The sequence below is a fragment of the Nocardiopsis sp. NPDC101807 genome (assembly GCF_044766605.1).
In the GTDB taxonomy this organism is placed as follows: Bacteria; Actinomycetota; Actinomycetes; order Streptosporangiales; family Streptosporangiaceae; genus Nocardiopsis; species Nocardiopsis tropica.
Genome location: NZ_JBIWMK010000008.1, coordinates 246,059 through 266,046 on the forward strand (window position 1 = coordinate 246,059; position 19,988 = coordinate 266,046).

12 protein-coding genes are annotated in these 19,988 nt (G+C 73.3%); all 12 read right to left on the bottom strand.

The features are described from left to right. Nucleotides 1–2: 2 nt before the first annotated feature. Nucleotides 3–1,613, bottom strand: a complete 1,611-nt coding sequence (gene cimA, locus ACIRPH_RS24580) for a citramalate synthase (RefSeq protein WP_402918357.1) — start codon at nt 1,611–1,613, stop codon at nt 3–5. A 310-nt stretch (nt 1,614–1,923) separates the two neighbouring features. Then, nucleotides 1,924–3,054: a branched-chain amino acid aminotransferase gene (locus ACIRPH_RS24585; protein WP_402918360.1), complete on the bottom strand. Its 1,131-nt coding sequence runs from the start codon at nt 3,052–3,054 to the stop codon at nt 1,924–1,926. Between the two features lie 241 nt (nt 3,055–3,295). Next, nucleotides 3,296–4,360, bottom strand: a complete 1,065-nt coding sequence (locus tag ACIRPH_RS24590; protein ID WP_402918363.1) for a 3-isopropylmalate dehydrogenase — start codon at nt 4,358–4,360, stop codon at nt 3,296–3,298. A gap of 687 nt (nt 4,361–5,047) precedes the next feature. After that, nucleotides 5,048–6,601, bottom strand: coding sequence for a glycosyltransferase (locus tag ACIRPH_RS24595; RefSeq protein ID WP_402918365.1), 1,554 nt, complete (start codon nt 6,599–6,601; stop codon nt 5,048–5,050). Nucleotides 6,602–6,615: 14 nt separating this feature from the next. Then, nucleotides 6,616–8,220 (bottom strand): glycosyltransferase, encoded by a 1,605-nt coding sequence (locus ACIRPH_RS24600; protein ID WP_402918368.1) that lies wholly within the window; start codon nt 8,218–8,220, stop codon nt 6,616–6,618. Continuing rightward, nucleotides 8,217–10,202 carry a glycosyltransferase family 2 protein gene (locus tag ACIRPH_RS24605; RefSeq protein WP_402918371.1) on the bottom strand — a complete coding sequence of 662 codons (1,986 nt, stop codon included), beginning with the start codon at nt 10,200–10,202 and terminating at the stop codon, nt 8,217–8,219. Before ACIRPH_RS24605 ends, ACIRPH_RS24600 begins: the two co-directional genes overlap by 4 nt. After that, complete coding sequence (locus tag ACIRPH_RS24610) at nt 10,199–11,140, bottom strand: hypothetical protein (protein ID WP_402918374.1); 942 nt, start codon at nt 11,138–11,140, stop codon at nt 10,199–10,201. Before ACIRPH_RS24610 ends, ACIRPH_RS24605 begins: the two co-directional genes overlap by 4 nt. 428 nt (nt 11,141–11,568) lie before the next feature. After that, the gene (gene serA, locus ACIRPH_RS24615) at nt 11,569–13,158 is read right to left on the bottom strand and encodes a phosphoglycerate dehydrogenase (protein ID WP_344176499.1); all 1,590 of its coding nucleotides are present in this window, start codon (nt 13,156–13,158) and stop codon (nt 11,569–11,571) included. A gap of 163 nt (nt 13,159–13,321) precedes the next feature. Further along, nucleotides 13,322–14,317: a ketol-acid reductoisomerase gene (gene ilvC, locus ACIRPH_RS24620; protein WP_402918379.1), complete on the bottom strand. Its 996-nt coding sequence runs from the start codon at nt 14,315–14,317 to the stop codon at nt 13,322–13,324. Nucleotides 14,318–14,427: 110 nt separating this feature from the next. Continuing rightward, nucleotides 14,428–14,952, bottom strand: a complete 525-nt coding sequence (gene ilvN / locus ACIRPH_RS24625; RefSeq protein ID WP_402918382.1) for an acetolactate synthase small subunit — start codon at nt 14,950–14,952, stop codon at nt 14,428–14,430. 20 nt (nt 14,953–14,972) lie between these two features. Continuing rightward, nucleotides 14,973–16,793, bottom strand: a complete 1,821-nt coding sequence (locus ACIRPH_RS24630; protein WP_402918618.1) for an acetolactate synthase large subunit — start codon at nt 16,791–16,793, stop codon at nt 14,973–14,975. Nucleotides 16,794–17,123: 330 nt separating this feature from the next. Then, the gene (locus tag ACIRPH_RS24635; protein WP_402918384.1) at nt 17,124–19,829 is read right to left on the bottom strand and encodes a putative bifunctional diguanylate cyclase/phosphodiesterase; all 2,706 of its coding nucleotides are present in this window, start codon (nt 19,827–19,829) and stop codon (nt 17,124–17,126) included. Nucleotides 19,830–19,988 lie beyond the last annotated feature (159 nt).

The window sequence follows — 19,988 nt, forward strand, 5'->3', positions numbered from 1 at the left end:
CCTCAGACCTGCGGGTAGCCCTGTCGGAGGAGGCCGTAGGTGACGGCCTGTTCGAGCGCCACCCAGGAGGCGTCGACGACGTTGGGGCCGACGCCCACCGTGGTCCACTCCCCCGCCCCGTCGCTGAAGGACACGAGGATGCGGGTGATGGCGGTGGTCCCCGAGGTGCCCTCCAGGATGCGGACCTTGTAGTCCGTCAGCTCCAGCCCGGCCAGGGCGGTGTAGGCGCCCTCCATGGAGCTGCGCAGCGCCCGGTCGAGGGCGTTGACCGGACCGTTGCCCTCGGCGGTGGCGATCACGCGCTCGCCCTTGACGAGCAGCTTCACCGTGGCCTCGGTGAGGCTCTCGTAGCCGTGGGACGGGGAGCCGGCGCCCGTGCCCGGCCTGCGCTCGGTGATGACCCGCCACGACTCGGTGTCGAAGTAGCGGACCGGGGATCCGAGCTCCTCGCGCAGCAGCAGCTCCAGGGAGGCGTCGGCCGCCTCGAAGCTGTACCCGGAGAGCTCCAGGGCCTTGACCCGCTCCACGACCCGGCCGGCCAGCGCCCGGTCGCCGGACAGGTCCAGCCCCAGCTCCTGGGCCTTGAGCTCGATGGAGGCGCGTCCGGCCATGTCGGAGACGAGCATCCGCATGGTGTTGCCGACCAGGGCGGGGTCGGTGTGCTGGTACAGGTCGGGGTCGACCTTGATCGCCGAGGCGTGCAGCCCCGCCTTGTGGGCGAACGCCGACACCCCCACGTAGGGCTGGTGGGTGTCGGGGGTGAGGTTGACGATCTCCGCGATCGCGGTCGCGACGCGCGTCATCTCCGGCAGGCAGCCCTCGGGGAGCACGTCGAGGCCGCGCTTGAGGGCGAGGGCGCCGACCACCGAGAACAGGTTGGCGTTGCCGACCCGCTCCCCGTAGCCGTTGGCGGTGCACTGCACGTGGGTGGCCCCGGCGTCCACGGCGGCGAGGGTGTTGGCGACGGCGCAGCCGGTGTCGTCCTGGGCGTGGATGCCCAGGCGGGCGCCGGTGGCCTCGCGGACCTCGGTGACGACGCGGGTGATGTCGCCGGGGAGCATGCCGCCGTTGGTGTCGCAGAGGACGACGACGTCGGCCCCCGCCCCGGCGGCGGTGCGGACCACGTCGAGGGCGTGGTCGGGGTTGTGGTGGTAGCCGTCGAAGAAGTGCTCGCAGTCCACGAACACGCGCTGGCCGTGCTCGCGCAGGTGGGTGACCGTGTCGGCGATCATGGCGAGGTTCTCGTCGAGGGTGGTGCGCAGGGCGCGCTCGACGTGCCGGTCGTCACTCTTGGCGACAAGGGTGACGACCGGCGCGCCGCTGTCGCGCAGGGCGGCCACCTGGGGGTCGTCGGCGGCCCGCACACCGGCCCGGCGGGTCGCGCCGAACGCGGTGAGCTGCGCGTGCCTCAGCGTGAGCTCTCGTGAAGCCCGCTGGAAGAACTCGGTGTCCTTGGGGTTGGCCCCCGGCCACCCTCCCTCGATGAACGCCACCCCGAAGTCGTCCAGCAGCTGCGCGATGGCCAGCTTGTCGGAGACCCGCAGGTTGATCCCCTCGCGCTGGGCGCCGTCGCGCAGCGTGGTGTCGAAGACGTGGAAACTGTCGTTCCTCATGGGTGGAACTCCCGAAGGTGGATGCTGTGGTGTGGCCGACCGGCCCCCGCCAACAAAAAAGACCCCCCGTGGACACGAGAGGTCGGCGCGCCGGCGAGGTCCGTCTGTCAGCCGGCGCGCCTCACGATAATGAGAACCTGAGACGGCATGAGGTCAGTGTGCCACACGGCGGCCGGGTCCTCCGTGTTCAGCGGCCGATTGTCCCATTGTTCGAGACGGAAGTTTCTCGTAGCGGACGTTCCGCCCCGGGGCCGTACCGCCGGGGCCGCGCGGACCGCCCCCGTCGGGACGGCCCGCGCGCGATCCCGTCCTAGGCGTCACGGCCCGAGAACTTGGTGATCCAGCCGTACTTGTCGGCGCGCAGCCCCGTCTGGAGGCCCACCAGCTCCTCACGGAGGCGCATGGTGACCGGGCCGGGCGTGCCGTCGCCGACCGTGAACGCGCCCTCGTCGCTCTTGACGAACCCGACGGGCGTGACCACCGCCGCGGTGCCGCAGGCGAACACCTCGGTGAGCTCCCCCGACTCGGCCGCCTCGCGCCACTCGTCGGTGGAGATGGGGGCCTCCTCCGCCGGGATGCCGAGGTCGGGGGCCAGGGTCAGCAGGGACTCACGGGTGATGCCGGGCAGGAGGGTGCCGGTCAGCGGGGGCGTGCGCAGGCGCGCGTTCTCGCCCGAGCCGAACACGAACCACAGGTTCATGCCGCCCATCTCCTCGACCCAGCGGTGCTCGCGGGAGTCGAGCCAGACGACCTGGTCGCATCCCTTCTCGACCGCCTGGGACTGCGCGAGGAAGCTCGCCGCGTAGTTGCCCGCGAACTTCGCCGCGCCGGTCCCGCCCGGGGCCGCGCGCGTGTAGTCCTTGGACAGCCAGACGGTCACCGGCTTGACGCCGCCGGAGAAGTACGAGCCGACCGGGGACGCGATCAGCAGGTAGAGGTAGCTGCGGGACGGGTGGTTCACGCCCAGGCCGACGTCCGTCGAGATCATGAACGGGCGCAGGTAGAGGCTGAAGTACTCCTTGTCCGGCACCCAGGCCCCGTCGTGTTCGAGGAGCAGGTCGATGGACTCGAGGAACAGCTCCTCGGGGAGCGCCGGCATGGCCATGCGCGCCGCGCTCCTGTTGAGCCGGGCGGCGTTGGCCTCGGGGCGGAACGACGCGAGCGAGCCGTCCGGGTGGCGGTAGGCCTTGAGGCCCTCGAAGATCTCCTGGGCGTAGTGCAGGGCCGAGGTGGCCGGGTCCAGGCTCAGCGGGCCGTACGGCTCCAGCCTGGCGTCGTGCCACCCCCGCCCCTCGGTGTAGCGGATGGTCACCATGTGGTCGGTGAACACCTGCCCGAAACCGGGATCCTCCAGCAGTGCCTCCCGCTCCTGCGGGGTCTTCCGCCGGTCGGAGAGCTGGATGTCGAACGTCAACCCCGCTGTGGTGGTGTCGTTGTTCATGTCGTCGGTGGTCCTCTCGGGTGCAACAGGTCGGCAGCGCCGCCGACCTGGAATCCAGTCTGGCGGAAGAGCGCACCCGGTGCCAGGGCGGGCCCTGGGGCCCGGACACGGCGGCAGGCGCGCTCGGGTCGTTCCGGGCGCGCCTGCCGGTGTCGGTCCCAGGGACCGTGCCACCCGTCGAGCGGGTGGCCCCTTGCCGTCGGCCGCGCCTCGGAGAAGGGCAGGGCCGACGGAACGTGCGTCAGCCCTGCTCGGCTACTCGCGCGGCGAGGTCGTCGCCGATCTGGGCCGTGGATCGCGACCCGTCGCCCTGGGCGCGGGTCTTGAGGTCCGCGGCGACCGCGTTCTCGATGCGGCGGGCCGCCTCGGGGACCCCCAGGTGGTCGAGCATCGTCGCGGCGGACAGCACCGTGGCGGTGGGGTCGGCCTTGCCCTGGCCCGCGATGTCGGGCGCGGAGCCGTGGACGGGCTCGAACATGCTGGGGAACGTGTTGTCCGGGTTGATGTTGCCGCTGGCGGCCAGGCCGATGCCGCCGGTGATGGCGGCGCCGATGTCGGTGATGATGTCGCCGAACAGGTTGTCGGTGACGACCACGTCGAAGCGTGCGGGCTGGTTGACGAAGAACATCGACGCGGCGTCGACGTGGCAGTAGTCCACGGCGACCTGCGGGTACTCGGAGCCGACCTCCCGCACCACGCGCTGCCACAGCTCGCCGGCGAAGGTCAGGACGTTGTCCTTGTGGACCAGCGTGAGCTTCCTGCGCGGGCGGGACGCGGCCTTCTCGAAGGCGTAGCGGACCACGCGCTCCACGCCGAAGCGGGTGTTGACGCTGTCCTGCGTGGCGACCTCGTGGGGGGTGCCCTTGCGGAGCACGCCGCCGGCTCCGGCGTAGGGGCCCTCGGTGCCCTCGCGGACCACGAGCATGTCGATGTCCTCGGGGCCCACGCCCGCGAGCGGGCTGGCCACCCCGGGGTAGAGGCGGACCGGGCGCAGGTTGACGTAGTGGTCGAAGTCGAAGCGCAGGCGCAGCAGCAGCCCGCGCTCCAGCACCCCGCTGGGCACGGACGGGTCGCCGACCGCGCCGAGGTAGAGGGCCTCGTGTCCGGCCAGCTCGGCGCGGACGGATTCGGGCAGCGTCTCGCCCGTGCGGTGCCAGAGCTTCGCGCCCAGCTCGTACTCGGTGGCCTCCACGGCGAGGTCCTGCTGGGCGGCCGCGACCTCCAGCACCTTGAGCCCTTCGGCCACGACCTCGGGGCCGATCCCGTCGCCGGGGATGACGGCCAGTTTCACGGTGCGAGCTGCCATACGGACTGCCTCTGATTCGGGTACGACCCCACCGGGCGTTTCTCAGATGGTGAGATCAAATTGAACACTGGATGAGACAACCTTACCGGCCCGGGAGACCCGGGGGGTCCCGCCCCCGCGATTTCCCGCCGCGGGTCCGGACCGCCCCCGGGACCCCGCCCGCAGGACGGGACCCGCAGGGCGGCCCCCGGAACACGGCCGCCCGCGGGGCGGGCCGGCGGGCTCAGGCCCGGCGGTTCAGGGCGTCCTGGAGGGCGCGGTTGAGCTCGTCCTCGGGGTCGGGCGCGGTCGGGTACTCGATCATGTCGTACATGCGATCCTCCGGATGCGTTGCGTGACCGGCGCCGGAAACGGCTAGGCCACGGGCCTTCGCGGTTGCGCCCTGCGGCGCCGCGCGCTCGGCGGCCGCGGTCCGGCGGGATGGCGCCGAACGGCGGTGGAGCGCGGAACGTGGGCGGCGGTGCCCACCGGAACAGGAGCTCGCCCCCGGCGGGATCGTCTGCCGGAATCGCCGACGCGGGCCCCGGTCGGAGCGGGCGCGGCACTGGGTGGCGGCGTGCGGCGGTGGAGCCGACGCCACCAACTCCTAGGACTTCAGATTATCGGATGTCCAACTATATGACCAGCAATTCCCACGATGTGAGACATGTTGGTGTCGCCGCAGGCCGAGCGGGCGGTCCGACCCGGCTAGGGCCCCGGCGCACGCGTTCGCCGGGCGGTCCCTCCGAGCAGCAGCCGCACGCCGGAACCGCGGACGAGCACGCGGATACGGCGCTCCCAGCGGTCGGCGGCGGCACGGTGCCGCTCGGCCGCCCTCACCGCCCGCCTCATCCTCCGGTGCCAGTCGGCCGGCGGCCCCTCCCCGCCGGGGCGGTCCGCCTCCAGGACCTCGGCCGGGTCGACCTCGTGCTCGCCCCACAGCTCGGCCACCACGGCGTCGAGGTCCGGCCCGGAGGCCCCCAGGCGCCGGGCACGGGCGAAGGCGGCCGTCCGCTCCAGGCGGAGCCCGCCCGCACCGCGTACGCGGACGAGGCCCGCACCGCACGCGTCCGCCGCGGCGGCCAGGGCGTCCACGGCCCGGGGGCGCACGGGCGCTCCGGGCGGAACCAGCAGCCGGAACGGGACGTCCGGGTCCGCCCGGGGCGCCTCCTCCGCGAACACCACCCGCGACTCGCACCGGAAGGCCTCCCGCACCAGCCTCGCGTCCGCGTCCGGATCGTCCAGGACGGCGTGCCTGCCGGACGGCACGCCCCGCCACGGCCCCACCAGCGTGATCCGCACGTCCGCCGCGTCACCCCCCAGCAGGCGCTCCACCGTGTCCGCCACCGCCTCGAACCGCGCCCCCGCCACCTCCACCACCACCTCCGCGAAGGGCACCTGCCACTCCCGGCGGCGCGAGGCCCGGCGGGAGCGCCGGAGCGGGACCCCGTTCTCCAGGCAGAGCCGGCGGAAACGGTCGCCACCGTCCCCCCGGCCGTCCCCCCGCGGCCCGCCGGGGCCCCTGGCCTCCGCGGCGGGCTCCCGGACGAACACCGCGCCCCGCTGCGCCAGCCGGTACGCCAGGTGGTCCTCCCCGCCCGCGAGCGCGGCGGGGCCGTCCTCCCCGCACTCGGCCAGCAGCTCGCGCCGCACCGACCACACCGTCCCGGCGAGGGCGCGCCAGGCCCGGTGCCCGGCGTTGTCCGGTCCCCCCGACGGACCGGGGCCCTCGTCGGCCGCGTTCCCCGGCCCCGGCCCCCCGTCCGCCCCGGGGGAGGCCGTCCCGCCCAGGACCACGAGGTGGTCGGCGAGGTGGTGCCGGCGCATGTGCGCCTCCACGTGGGTGCGGCCGACCTCCGTTCCCGCCTCCAGCCACAGCACCACCGCGCCCGGGGAGGACTCCGCCCCCGCCCGTACCGCGTCCTGCGGCCCCGACCGGCCGGGGCGGGCGGCGACGGTCCGCGTGTTGCCCGGGCGGACCTGCGGCAGCCGGACCGCTGCGCCGTCGCCGTCGTCCACCACCACGACCTCCGTGAGCCGCGCCGGATAGGTCTGCGCGGCCAGCGACGCCAGCGTCGGGCCGAGCCTCCCCCGCCCGCCGCACGCCCGGACGACCACGACGGCGTCCAGCTCCGGCTCCCATCCGCCCAGGTCCGGCGGCTCGGGCACCGGGTGGTCGTCGCGGCGGAGGCGTGCGGGTCCCGCCCCGGCCCGCCCCGCCCGCGCGCCGTCGCGGTCCCGTGCCCCGGCCGTCTCCGCCATACCGCCGATCCCCCTCATCCGATGATCCGGCACACGAACCTGCCGCCGCGGGTGCCCGTCAGCCAGCGGTACCGGCGCTCCAGGCGCCCGGCCCTCGTCTCCTGCTCCGCGGCCTCCCGCTCGGCGAGCGCCAGTGCGCTCCGCCAGTCCTCCGGGGGGTCGGGCGGCCGGTCCTCCTCCGTGAGCAGCTGCGACTCGCCGTCGATCCAGTGCACGGCGCTGACCTCCCCGACCAGGGCCTCGACCTCCTCCGGCCGGTCCGCCAGCCGACGGGCCCGGGCGAACGCCGCGGTGCGCTCCAGGCGGGGGCCGCCGCGGTCGCTCCCGGGCACCACGGCGCGGAGCAGCCCGGCACGGGCCCTGTCCGCCTCCTCCACCATGCGGCGGACGGCGTGCCGGGCGAGCGGCAGGCCCGGGGGGAGCAGGAGCCGGAACGGGACGTCCGGGTCCGCCGGCGGCGCCTCCTCCGCGAACACCACCCGCGACTCGCACCGGAAGGCCTCCCGCAGCGCCCCCGTGTCGGGGTCCGGACCGTCGGGGTCGGCGCGCCCTCCGGGGCGCGCACGCCGCCACGGCCCGACCAGCGTGATCCGCACGTCCGCCGCGTCACCCCCCAGCAGGCGCTCCACCGTGTCCGCCACCGCCTCGAACCGCGCCCCCGCCACCTCCACCACCACGTCCACGCAGGGCACCTGCCACTGTCGGACGCCCGCGCCCCGGCGCACGCCGAGCCGGGGGACGCGGTTGCCGACGAAGGGGACCCTGTACCGGGCGCCCTCCGCCTTGCGGAGCTCCATCTCCGGCAGGCCCAGGTGCCAGCTGCTGCTGTCGAGTTCCGGGACGAACACCGCACCGCGCTGCGCCAGCCGGTACGCCAGGTGCGTGTCCTCGCCCAGGAGCAGTTCGGGGTCGGTCCCGCCGCACTCGGCTAGCAGTTCCCGGCGCACCGAGCCGGTGGCCCCGATGAAGTAGGAGAACGCCTCGTATCCGGCGGTGCGCAGGGCCTCCTTGCGGTCGTAGGCCCTGCGCAGCCACGCCAGTTCCTCGCCCGGCCCCTCGACCAGCGCCTCCGGCTCCCCGCGGCCGACGGCGTCGGCCGCCTCCTCCGGGCTCGGCAGCCCGGCCCCGGGGTCGACGCACCGCAGGTGTCCGGTGACCACGAGGTGGTCGGCGAGGTGGTGCCAGCGCATCTGCGCCTCGACGTGGTCCCGGAAGGCGATCATGTCGGCGTCGAGGAACAGGACCACGTCCGCGTCCGTGGCGGCCGCGCCGGTGTTCACCGCGTGCCCCCGGCCCCAGCCCCCGGGCCGGGCCGGCACGATCCTCGTGTTCGCCGGCCGGACCCGCGGCAGCCGGATCGGGGGGTCGCTGCCGTCGTCCACGACCACGGCCTCCGTGAGCCGCGCCGGATAGGTCTGCGCGGCCAGCGACGCCAGCGTCAGATCGAGCTTCTCCTGCCCGCCGAAGGCCCGGACGACCACGCCGACCCCCAGCTCCGGCTCCCACGCGCCCAGAGGCGGCGGCTCCAGCACCGAGTAGTCGTTGCAGCGGATCGGCGTCCGCGGTCCGCGCTCCCGCCGCCCACTGCGGTCGGGGACACCCTCCCTGACGAGCGTCATCCCCTGCTCCCCTCCCTCACGGCCGGCCCTCCGCGGACCTCCCGCGGCACCGCCCCTCCGGGGGCGTCCCCGGCCTCGGGCTCCAGGAGCGCGCTGGGCCGCCATCCCCGGCGCCGCTCCGCGCCGTTGCGGAGGAAGTGGCCCGCGCCGACGTCCCAGGTGTGTCCCGAAGCCCTGCGCCGCAGGACGTAGTTGAGGCCGTGGCCCCGGTAGACACGGCCGCCGAGGAGTTCGATCCCGGCGAAGAGGCCCGTGTCCTCGGCCGTGCCCACCGGCGGGAAACCGCCGACCTCCTCCAGCGCCGCGCGGTCCATGAGGAGGGTCCCCCCCGCGGCCCGCCGCCACAGGCACTCCGTCGGGGCGCTCCGCCGCACCGTCAGGTCGAGGGTCTCGAGGTAGACGAACTCCGCGGCGCTGCCCACGACGTCGGCGCCGGAGTAGCGGCGCGCCAGTACCAGGTCGGCGAGGTGGTCCGGCCCGTACCAGTCGTCGTCGTCCATCTTCGCGACCGTCGACCCGCTGGCCCGGGCGATCCCCTCGTTCAGCACCGAGCCGAGGACCGCGTCCGGGTCGGGCCGGAAGACCTGCAGGGCCCGGCCGGTCCCGCGGAAGGCGGCCGTGGCCTCCCGGACCCCCGGGGCGTCCTCGCCGAACCCGTGCAGCCCGAGGACCAGCTCCACCTCCACGCCGCGCTGGCGGGCCACCTGCCGCAGCGCGAACCCGAGCATCTCCGGCCGACGGGTGCACAGCACCACCGACACCACCGGGTCGGGCGGTCCCCCGACACCGGCCGCCGCCCCCAGGTGCCTCCACCGGGCGCGCACGCCGTGGGTTCCCAGGGCCGCCCGGCGCAGCCGGACACTGTGCTCCTCCCGCACCAGTCCGTCCGCGAGTTCGTCCGCCCCGACCGAGGCGACCAGCGCGCACAGGTCGGCTCCGAGGCACCGGGCCCACGGCGGCACCGGGCCGCCGAAGAGCGGCACCCCCGCCGCGGCCAGTCCCGCCACCGCCCGCACCGCCGCCAGCGGACCGCTGTGCCGCCCCCATTCCACGCCCACGGCGCGCAGGTCACGCAACCGGGCGACGTCCGCGTCGGTCACCGTGCCGTCCTCGGGCACCCGCCACCGCACCGACCCGCCCGAGACCAGGACCCAGCGCCCGCCCCGGGAGACCAGGCGCCCCACCTTGGGGCCCGCCCGGCCGACGAACCCGGTCGGGTTCACCGTCCGCTCGTCGACGGGCGGCACGTCCTCCACCCGGAAGCGGCCGTGGACCGTGCCGCCCGGCCGCCCGGCGGCCTCCCACGAGGACTCCTCCACGCTCAGTCGGCGGACACCGCCTCCCCTCGCGCCCTCGGGGACGACAGGGCCTCCGGACTCCGCCGGTCCCACCCTCAGCACCACGTCCGCCTTGAGGGGGTCGGCCACCCGAGCGCCGCCGGGGCACCACAGGCCCGCGTCCGCGCCCAGCACCGACACCGCCGGGACCGGGGCGGCCCCCGGCCTCCCCCCGACGACCCCCCGTGCCAGGGCGCCCGCCACCCGGTGCACGGACACGGGGTCCTCGAAGCACGCCTCGCACGACCAGCCGCCGCCGGCCAGGCGCCGCACACGCAGGTCCAGAAGCTCCGACCACTCCCCCAGCCCCGGCACCACCGGGACCGGAGGCCCCTGGTGGGAGGGGGCCTCCAGGAGGACCACCACCACGAACGGCGCGGGCGGCAGGACCCCGAGGGGGACCAGCGCCCTCCTCAGGTCGGTCGCCGTCCCGGCGACGACGGCGACCACGCCCGCGTGCGGATCCGCCGGCCCGCCCCCCGCCCCGGCCTCACCGACGACGACCCGGTCCAGGTCGACCGCCCTGTCCCCGGCGCCGAGGGCGAGCTCCCCGACCGCTTCCGCGGCCGCGGCGCCGGTGTGGCAGACCAGGGTGGGGAGGGAGCCCCGCAGGCGCAGGGCGTCCGCGAGCTCTCCCCCCGTCACGAGGCGGCCCGGGCCCGCACCGCGTCCGCGGAGGCCGCCGCCCCCAGGACGGCGTCGGACCGCTCGGCGCCCGCCCTCCCGTGTCCCGGGCCGCGGGCCCCGTGGTCCTCTCCGGGGATGACCAGCGCGCCCGGGGCGCAGCGGTCGAAGAGGTCCGGGACCGCGCCGGCCCCCGTCTCCCCCGTCACGCGGGTGAGGTGCAGGAGGTCGATGCCGTGCAGCCCGTCGAGGTCCGAGGCGCCGCGCACCTCGACGACCCCGGAGAGCCCGTGTGCCGCGACCATGGCCCGGACCAGGCCCGCGCACCGGGGGTCGCTCTCCAGCGCCACCAGCCTGCCTGTCCGGAACCGGCGGAGCGCCAGGCCCAGCCAGAGCGTGGACGCTCCGCTGCCGACCTCCACCACCAGGTGCGGGCGCCGGTCCCGCACAGCCCTGACGACCCGCTCCACGGTCTCGGGGCAGACCCCGTCCTCCCCCGGCGCCGGCATGGGCGCGTCGGGTCCCAGGAGCTCCTCCAGTGCGCGCAGGGCCCTCCCCTCGGCAGGGGTCCCCGGCTCCCGTGCGGCGGGAACCGCGCTTCCCCCGCCTCCTCCCGCGGACGCGTCGCACAGCGCGTGCACCGATTCCTCCATCCGTGCGAGGCGGCCGGTCAGGTCGTCGGCCCGGGCGAAGAGCTCGGCCCGGTTCTCCCCCGCGATCTCGGCGATCTCGCGCGCGTGCCGGTCGAACCTGAGCCGGAGCGACCGCAGCTGCGCGGTGTTGCGCCGCACGAGGAGCGCGAGGAGCGCGACCGCGCCGAAGGCCCCGGACAGGGCGGTGAGGTGGAGCGCGGACCGGAGGTCGACCACCCCGTACGCGAGCAGCACCAGGAGCGTTCCCGCCCAGGCCGCCGCGGCCGCCCCCAGCGCCACCGCGAACCGTCGACGTGGAAAATGCAATTCAATCCCCCCGGCATCGAGTCGAACTATGGAGGCGGAATCCGGGACAGCGACCCCGCCGACACCCGAACCCGTTCGAGAAGGACTCCACAAGCGCGGATCCGGACGGACACGAGCACCATGACCAGCGATATCCTTGCACAGGAAAAGAAATAACCTTCACATAACACGAGACCGGATCCCCCTTCGACCCTTCTCCGCACACCCATTGCGCACACCCGGGACATTTCCCGAGGAAAAGCAGAAAAGGCGTCATCCGTGGACAGGAACGGATTTTCTCCCCCTCCTCGCGGGGCCCCGCGCCGGCCACCGCACGCCGGGCCCCGCGCACGGAAGAGGGCCGCCCCCACCGGTCGGTGGGAGCGGCCCTCCGGGCCGTGCCGTGGTCGCGGCGCGGCCCCGCCGGGACTCCGGGGCTCGCCCGGCCCCTAGTCCTCCAGGTCGATCTGGCGGCTGATGTCCGCGTCGATCTCACCCGAGATCGACGACAGGATCTCCTCGGGCACGGCGGAGTCGACGGTGAGCGCGATCAGCGCCTTGCCGCCCTCCTGGTCCCGGATGACCTGCATCCCCGCGATGTTGACGTCCGCGTCGCCCAGCAGGGCGCCGACCTTGCCGACGACGCCGGGACGGTCCTCGTAGGCCAGGAACACCATGTGCTCGGCCAGGCCGATCTCCATGGTGTAGTTGTTGATCTCGACCAGCTTCTCGATCTGGCGCGGGCCGGTCAGGGTCCCGGACACCGACACCCGGGTGCCGTCGGCGAGGACGCCGCGCACCGAGATCAGGTTGCGCCAGTCGCTGCTGTCGTCGCTGGTGACGAGGTTGACCTCGACACCGCGCTCCTTCGCGAGGAGGGGGGCGTTGACGAACGTCACCGTGTCCTCGACCACGTCGGCGAACACGCCCTTGAGGGCGGCCAGCTCCAGGACCTTCACGTCGTGGGCGGCGATCTCCCCGCGCACCTCGACGTCGATGCGGCTGGCGATGGTGCCCGCGAGGGAGGTGAAGACCCGGCCGAGCTTCTCGGTGAGGGGCAGGCCCGGCTTGATCTCCTCCGCCACGCCGGTGCCCTGCACGTTCACCGCGTCCGGCACGAACTCGCCCGACAGCGCCAGCTTGACGGAGCGCGCGACCTGCGTTCCGGCCTTCTCCTGCGCCTCCTCGGTGCTCGCGCCCAGGTGGGGGGCGACCACGACGTTCTCGAACTCGAAGAGCGGGCTGTCCGTGCAGGGCTCCTTGGCGAACACGTCGATGCCCGCGCCGGCGACACGGCCGTCCTTCAGGGCCCGGTACAGCGCGTCCTCGTCCAGGATGCCGCCGCGCGCGGCGTTGATGACGCGCACGGTCGGCTTGACCTTGCTCAGCGCCTCGTCACCGATGAGGCCCAGGGTGTCCTTGTTCTTGGGCAGGTGGATGGTGATGAAGTCGGAGCGCTCCAGCAGCTCGTCCAGCGTGGTCATCTCCACACCGATCTGCGCCGCGCGGGCGGGCTGCACGAACGGGTCGTACGCGATGACCTTGGTCCCGAAGGCCGACAGGCGCTGCGCCACGAGGGCGCCGATCCGGCCGAGGCCGACGACGCCGACGGTCTTCTCGTACAGCTCGACACCGGTGTACTTGGACCGCTTCCACTCGCCGTTGATGAGGGCGTTGTGGGCCGGGGCGGTGTTGCGTGCGCTGGCCAGCAGCAGGTTGATGGCCTGCTCCGCGGCGCTGATGATGTTGGAGGTCGGGGCGTTGACCACCAGGACGCCCGCCTTGGTGGCGGCGTCCACGTCCACGTTGTCCAGGCCGACGCCCGCGCGGGCGACCACCTGGAGCCGGGAGGCCGCGGCCAGGGCCTCGGCGTCCACCTTGGTCGCGCTGCGCACGATCAGGGCGTCGACGTCGGCGAGGGCGGGCAGGAGCTCGGACCGGTCTGCGCCGTTGACGTGGCGCACCTCGAAGTCCTCTTCGAGCAGCGCGATTCCGGCGGGCGAGAGTTCTTCCGCTACGAGTACGGCGGGTTTGGGCACAACGGTTCCTTTTCGGGTGGTGCGACCCGATCGCGCAGGTGGTTGGCACTGCCCGGATCGGGTGGGACGGCCGATCAAAAGTCTACTGCCCGGGTAGGGAAGCCCGACGGGGGCAGGTGGTGTAGTCCACCTGCCCCCGGTTCACGGGTCCTCGCCCGGTCCCCTAGGCCTTGAGCCAGCTCATCAGCGGACGCAGTTCGGCGCCCACCTTCTCGATCTTCTCGTTCTGCTCGGCCTCGCGGCGCTTCTTGAAGGTCGGCTGGCCGGCGTCGAACTCGTCCATGAGCTCCTTGGCGTAGGAGCCGTCCTGGATCTCGCCGAGGATCTTGCGCATCTCCTCGCGGGTCTGCTCGGTGATGACGCGCGGGCCGCGGGTGTAGCCGCCGTACTCCGCGTTGTCGGACACCGACCAGTTCATCTTGGAGATGCCGCCCTCGTACATGAGGTCGACGATCAGCTTGAGCTCGTGCAGGCACTCGAAGTAGGCGATCTCCGGCTGGTAGCCCGCCTCGACCAGGGTGGCGAAACCGGCCTTGACCAGCTCCTCGGTACCGCCGCACAGCACGGCCTGCTCACCGAACAGGTCGGTCTCGGTCTCCTCGGTGAACGTCGTCCGGATCACGCCGGCCTTGGTGCCGCCGATGCCCTTGGCCCACGACAGGGCCAGGTCCCAGGCCTGTCCGCTGGCGTCCTTCTCGACCGCGACCAGGCAGGGCACGCCGCGCCCGGCCTCGAACTGGCGGCGGACCAGGTGGCCCGGGCCCTTGGGGGCGACCATGGCCACGTCCACGCCCGCGGGCGGCTTGATGAGGCCGTAGCGGATGCTGAAGCCGTGGCCGAAGAACAGGGCGTTGCCCTCCTCCAGGTTCGGCGCGATCTCCTCGGCGTACAGGTCCCGGTGGATGTGGTCGGGGACCAGGATCATGATGACGTCGGCCTCGCGGGTGGCCTCCGCGGGGGTGACGACGCGCAGGCCCTCCTCCTCGGCCTTGGCGCGGCTCTTGGAGCCCTCGGCGAGGCCGACCCGCACGTCCACGCCCGAGTCGCGCAGCGACAGCGCGTGCGCGTGCCCCTGGCTGCCGTAGCCGATCACGGCGACCTTCTTGCCCTGGATGAGCGCGAGGTCCGCGGCGTCGTCGTAGTACATCTGTGCTGCCACTTGGGAATGCTCCTTGTTCTTGCGTACGTGTGGGGTCGCGGCGGACGGTCGTTCACGCCCGCCGACCGGGAGGGCCCGCGGCTCCGGCGCCCTCCCGGGCGCCGGAGGTCTCAGGCGCTGCGGTCGACGGTGCGGAGGGAACGGTCGGTGATCGACCGCGGACCGCGGCCCAGGGCGACCAGCCCTGATTTGACGAGCTCCCGGATGCCGAACGGCTCCAGGTTCCTCACCAGGGCATCGAGTTTCTCGGGGTCGCCGACGGCCTCGATGACGACGACGTCCGGGCTGACGTCCACGACGTGCGCGCGGAACAGCTCGGCCGTCTGAAGCACATGGGTGCGGCTCGACGCGTCGGCCTTGACCTTGACGAGCAGGAGCTCGCGCCGGACCGACGCGGTGGTGTCCATCTCCACGATCTTGACGACGTTGACCAGCTTGTTGAGCTGTTTGGTCACCTGCTCCAAGGGGTGGAGGTCGCAGTTGACCACGATTGTCATCCGGGACAGTCCTGGGTACTCGGTGGTGCTGACACTGAGTGAGTCGATGTTGAAGCCGCGGCGGGAGAAGAGGGAGGAGGCGCGGGCGAGGATACCCGGGGTGTCCTCCACCAGAACGGAAAGCGTGTGACTGCTCATGGTGGTTCGGCCTTCTCCTCTTAGTCCTCGTGTTCCCAGTTCGGCGCCATGTCGCGCGCGTACTGGATGTTGTCGTTGCTGACGCCGGGACCGACCATCGGCCAGACCATGGCGTCGTGGTTGACCGTGAAGTCCACGACGACGGGTGCGTCGTCGATCGCCATGGCCTTCTCGATGGTGGCGTCGATGTCCTCGGCGCGCTCGCAGCGCAGGCCGACACAACCGTACGCCTCCGCGAGGCGGACGAAGTCGGGGATCCGGACCTTCTCGTCCCGGGGCGAGGTCTGGAGGTCGGTGTTGGAGTAGCGGCCCTCGTAGTAGAGGGTCTGCCACTGGCGGACCATGCCCAGGTTGCCGTTGTTGACCACCGCGACCTTGACGGGGATCCCCTCGATGGCGCAGGTGGCGAGTTCCTGGTTGGTCATCTGGAAGCAGCCGTCGCCGTCCACGGACCAGACGACCCGGTCGGGGTCGCCGACCTTGGCGCCCAGGGCGGCGGGGACGGAGAAGCCCATGGTGCCGAGCCCGCCGGAGTTGACGAAGGACCCGGGGCGCTCGTAGTCGATGAACTGGGCGGCCCACATCTGGTGCTGGCCGACGCCCGCGACGTAGGTGGCCTCCGGGCCGGCGATCTGGCCCAGGCGCTGGATGACGGCCTGCGGGGAGAGGCTGCCGTCGTCGGAGACCTCGAAACCCTTGGGGTAGGTGGTGCGCATGCGGTTGAGCTGCTGCCACCAGGCCTCGTAGTCGCCCTGCCGGCCCTTCTCCTGGTCGGCCCGGACGGCCACGACCATGTCCGCGAGGACCTCGCGGCAGTCGCCGACGATGGGCACGTCCGCGTGGCGGTTCTTGGAGATCTCGGCCGGGTCGATGTCGGCGTGGACGATCTTGGCGTCGGGGGCGAAGCTGTCGAGCCTGCCGGTGACGCGGTCGTCGAAGCGCGCGCCCAGGGCGACGATGAGGTCGGCCTTCTGGAGGGCCCCGACGGCGCTGACGTCGCCGTGCATCCCGGGCATGCCCACGAACTGCGGGTGGCTGTCGGGGAAGACGCCCCGGGCCATCAGCGTGGTGACGACGGGCGCGCCGGTGATCTCGGCGAGGACGCGCAGCTCGGCCGCGGCGCCGGCGCGCAGGACGCCGCCGCCGACGTACAGGACGGGGCGGCGGGCCTCGGCGATCATGCGGGCCGCCTCGCGGACCTGCTTGCCGTGGGGCTTGGTGACCGGCCGGTAGCCGGGGAGTTCGAGGCGTTCGGGCCAGACGAAGTCGGCGGAGGCCTGGAGGGCGTCCTTGGAGATGTCGACCAGGACCGGCCCGGGGCGTCCGCTGGAGGCGATGTGGAAGGCCTCGGCGATGGTCCGGGGGATGTCCCGCACGTTCTTGACCAGGAAGTTGTGCTTGGTGATCGGCATCGTGATGCCGCAGATGTCGGCTTCCTGGAACGCGTCCGTGCCGATCATGGGGGCCGCGACCTGCCCGGTGATGGCGACCATCGGGACCGAGTCCATGTGGGCGTCGGCGAGGGGGGTCACCAGGTTGGTGGCGCCGGGCCCGCTGGTGGCCATGCACACCCCGGGCCGGCCGGTCGCGTAGGCGTAGCCCTCGGCGGCGTGTCCGGCCCCCTGCTCGTGGCGCATGAGGATGTGGCGCACCTCGGCCGAGTCGTAGAGCGGGTCGTAGGCCGGAAGGATGGCGCCGCCGGGAATCCCGAAGACAGTGTCAACGCCGACCTGCTCCAGCGACCTGATCAGCGATTGGGCGCCGGTCATCTGCTCGGTCATCTCAAGATCCTTCAGCGAGGTTCCAGAGCGGTGCTGGGGCTCTGGCTTGGTGGGTCTGATCCCTGCCTGGCAATAAAAAAACCCCCACCGCCCTGTGGCGGTCGAGGGGTGGCGCGCAGCAGAAGGAACTCAGTGGGCTGCGCGCCGACCAAGTACGAGGATCAGGGAGGTGTTCTGCACGTTGACCACATTGGCCGACGGAGGGGCCGCCCGTCAACAAGAACGACATAATGTCTCATTATGTGAGACTCATATGTCAGCATGCGACCGCCCCCCGCGTCGGGAAACCCTTCTGAACAGGACGGATCACCACAAGACCCCCACCGCGTGTAACACAGAACACGTGGCGGGGGCCGTGCGGGACCGGGGGGCCGAGGGTGGGACCCAGGGTCAGAGGTTGACCCCGGCCTCCCCCCCGACGAGCGACTCGACGCCGCTCGCCGGCATCGGGCGGGCCACCAGGAAGCCCTGGCCGTGGTCGCACCCCATGGCCCTCAGCTGCTCCAGCTGCTCGGGGCGCTCGATGCCCTCCGCCACCACCTGCACGCCCAGGTCGCGGCCCAGCTGGATGATCGTGTGGGTGAGCAGGGTGACCGTGTCGTCGCGCCCGAGGTCGGCGATGAAGGACGGGTCGATCTTGATCGCGTCCACGCTGAGCCGCCGCAGGTGCGCCAGCGACGCGTAGCCCATGCCGTAGTCGTCGATGGCCAGCCGCACGCCCAGCTCGCGGAGCTCCGCCAGGCGCTGCACCGCCTCGCCGCCGTCGTCCAGCAGGACCTCCTCGTCCACCTCCAGGGTGAGCACGTCGGAGGACAGCCCCGTCTCGGCGAGGACGCCGGCCACCGTCTCCATGAAGCGGGGCGACAGGACCTGCTTGACGGACAGGTTGACCGACAGGCCGATGTCCCAGTCCGAGAGCCGCCACACCGCGACCTTCTCGCACGCCTCACGGAGGATCCACTCCCCCAGCGGCACGATCAGCCCCGACTCCTCGGCGGCGCCGAGGAACGCGTCCGGACCGACCGCCTCCCCGTCCCGGTCCCAGCGCACCAGCGCCTCCACCGAGGTCACCTGGGAGGTGCCCAGGTCCACGACCGGCTGGTACTCCAGGAAGAAGTCGCCGTTGGCCAGCGCCTCGCGCAGGCGTATCTGCAGCTCCAGCCGGGAGACCACCATGTCGTGCATGTGGGCGGCGTAGACCTCCACGTGCCCCGCGCCGCGCTCCTTGGCCCTGGTCATGGCCACGTCGGCGTTGCGCAGCAGCTCCCCGCTGTCGGTGGTGGGCTCCGCGAAGGCCACCCCCGTGCTGGCGGTCAGCATGATGTCCCGGTCGGCCACCTGGAAGGGCTCGGAGGCGATCACGCGGCCCAGGCGCTCGGCCAGGTCGACCACCCGCTGCGCCCGGGGCACCCCCTCCACCAGGACCGCGAACTCGTCGCCGCCCCACCGGGCCAGGGTGGCGTTGGAGTCCACCTCGGCGCGCAGCCTGCGGGCCGCCTGGCCCAGCAGGTGGTCACCGCGTACGTGGCCAGCCGAGTCGTTGACGGACGTGAACCCGTCCAGGTCCAGGAAGATCACCGCGATGTCCTCGGCGGGCTCGTCGCTGATCGCCCTGTGCGCCAGCACGTCGCTGGCCCGCTCCTCCAGGTACGCCCGGTTGGGCAGCCCGGTCACCCCGTCGTGGAACGTCAGGTGCTCCACCTCGTCCTGGAGGGCCACCTGCGCGCTGATGTCGCGGGTGGTCACCAGCAGGCGGTCGGGCTCCCCCGGCTGCTCGTACAGGGAGGCGGTCGACTCGGTGTGCCGCCAGGTCCCGTCGGCGGCCCGCACCCGCAGCCGCAGGTGCACGCCCTGCGAGCCGCGCTCGGTGAACAGGTCCGTGACGGCCTTCGTGCGCGCCAGGTCCTCGGGGTGGATCAGTGCGGTGACGGGCGCGGCGAGCACGTCGTCCAGTCGGTAGCCGAACGCCTCGGCCGTCCCCGGGCTGACGTAGAACACCCCCCCGTCCCGGTCGAGGATGAGGATGACGTCCCCGCTGTTGCGCGCCAGCTCGTGGAAGTGGCCCTCGCGGTTGCGGACCATGCGGGCGAGGGTCGCGTTCTCCTCCAGCATGCCCAGGACCCGCACCAGGAGCACGATCACGGCGGTCCCCGCCGCCAGCGGGAGCACCGGCGCCACCCCGGACAGCCGCACCCCGGCCGCCGTGAGCACCACGGCGGCGACGGCCACCGCCCCCACCGCCGCCAGCTCGGGCGCGAACCGGTACAGGCCCCTCCCCGTGATCCGGCGGGGATCGGCGCCCGGCCGGTGCTCGATCAGCCACGGCAGGGCGCCCAGGAGGGCGAAGCCGAGGAACTTGATGGGGTGCTCGACGCCCCCGGCGATGGGGACCCCGGTCAGGCGGGTGAGCGCGCCGATCATGTCCGAACCGGCGATGACGATGAGCGCGCCGATGGCCAGCAGCACCGCGCGCCGCGTGCTGTGCGGCGACATGAACACCAGCGGCACGAGCAGGCACAGGACGACGATGTCGGCCACCGGGTAGACCAGGGCGAACCCCAGGAACCCGGCCCCCTCCCCGAGCTCCTCGTAGAGGGGGGAGAACAGCAGGAGCCACACCACGGAGAACACCGCGGCGGCGCACACGTAGCTGTCGGTGATGTGGCGCATCGCGGTGCGCAGCCCGCCCGGCCAGGGGGCGAACCGGGTGAACCCCACCACGAAGAGTGGCAGCGCGGCGAGCGCGAAAAGATCACCCAGCGTGAGCGAGAGTACCGAACTGGAACTGAAGAGCCGGGTCAGACCGTGAGTGACGCCACCCGCGCACCAGGCGAGCGCGGCGAACCCCAGGTGCCTCAGAGCGGCGGGGCCGTCGGCCCCGTCGACGTGCGCGTCGCGGTCGGCCCCGGTCGCCGCCCAGCGCCGCGAGGCCAGGAGCAGGGAGAGGCCGGCGACGCCCGCGGCCAGAGCCGTCGGCCACTCGGCGAACGCCGCGGTGACGGTGGTCGACCCCAGCGGGACGAACGCCGCCGCCACGTAGACCAGGAACAGCACGCCCAGGCCGAAGGTCCACAGGCGGCGTGCCCGGGTTCCCATCACCGACCTCCCCGCGGGCGTGTCGCGACCGTCGCGGCACGCAGCCGCCGTCGCGCTCTCTCCTCGTACATGGAGCACCCACCTCGCGTCGTTCGAGTACCGGCGCGGCACAGCGCCAGGCACCGCGGTCTGCCGCCCGGGTTCTCGCGGGACCGGGAC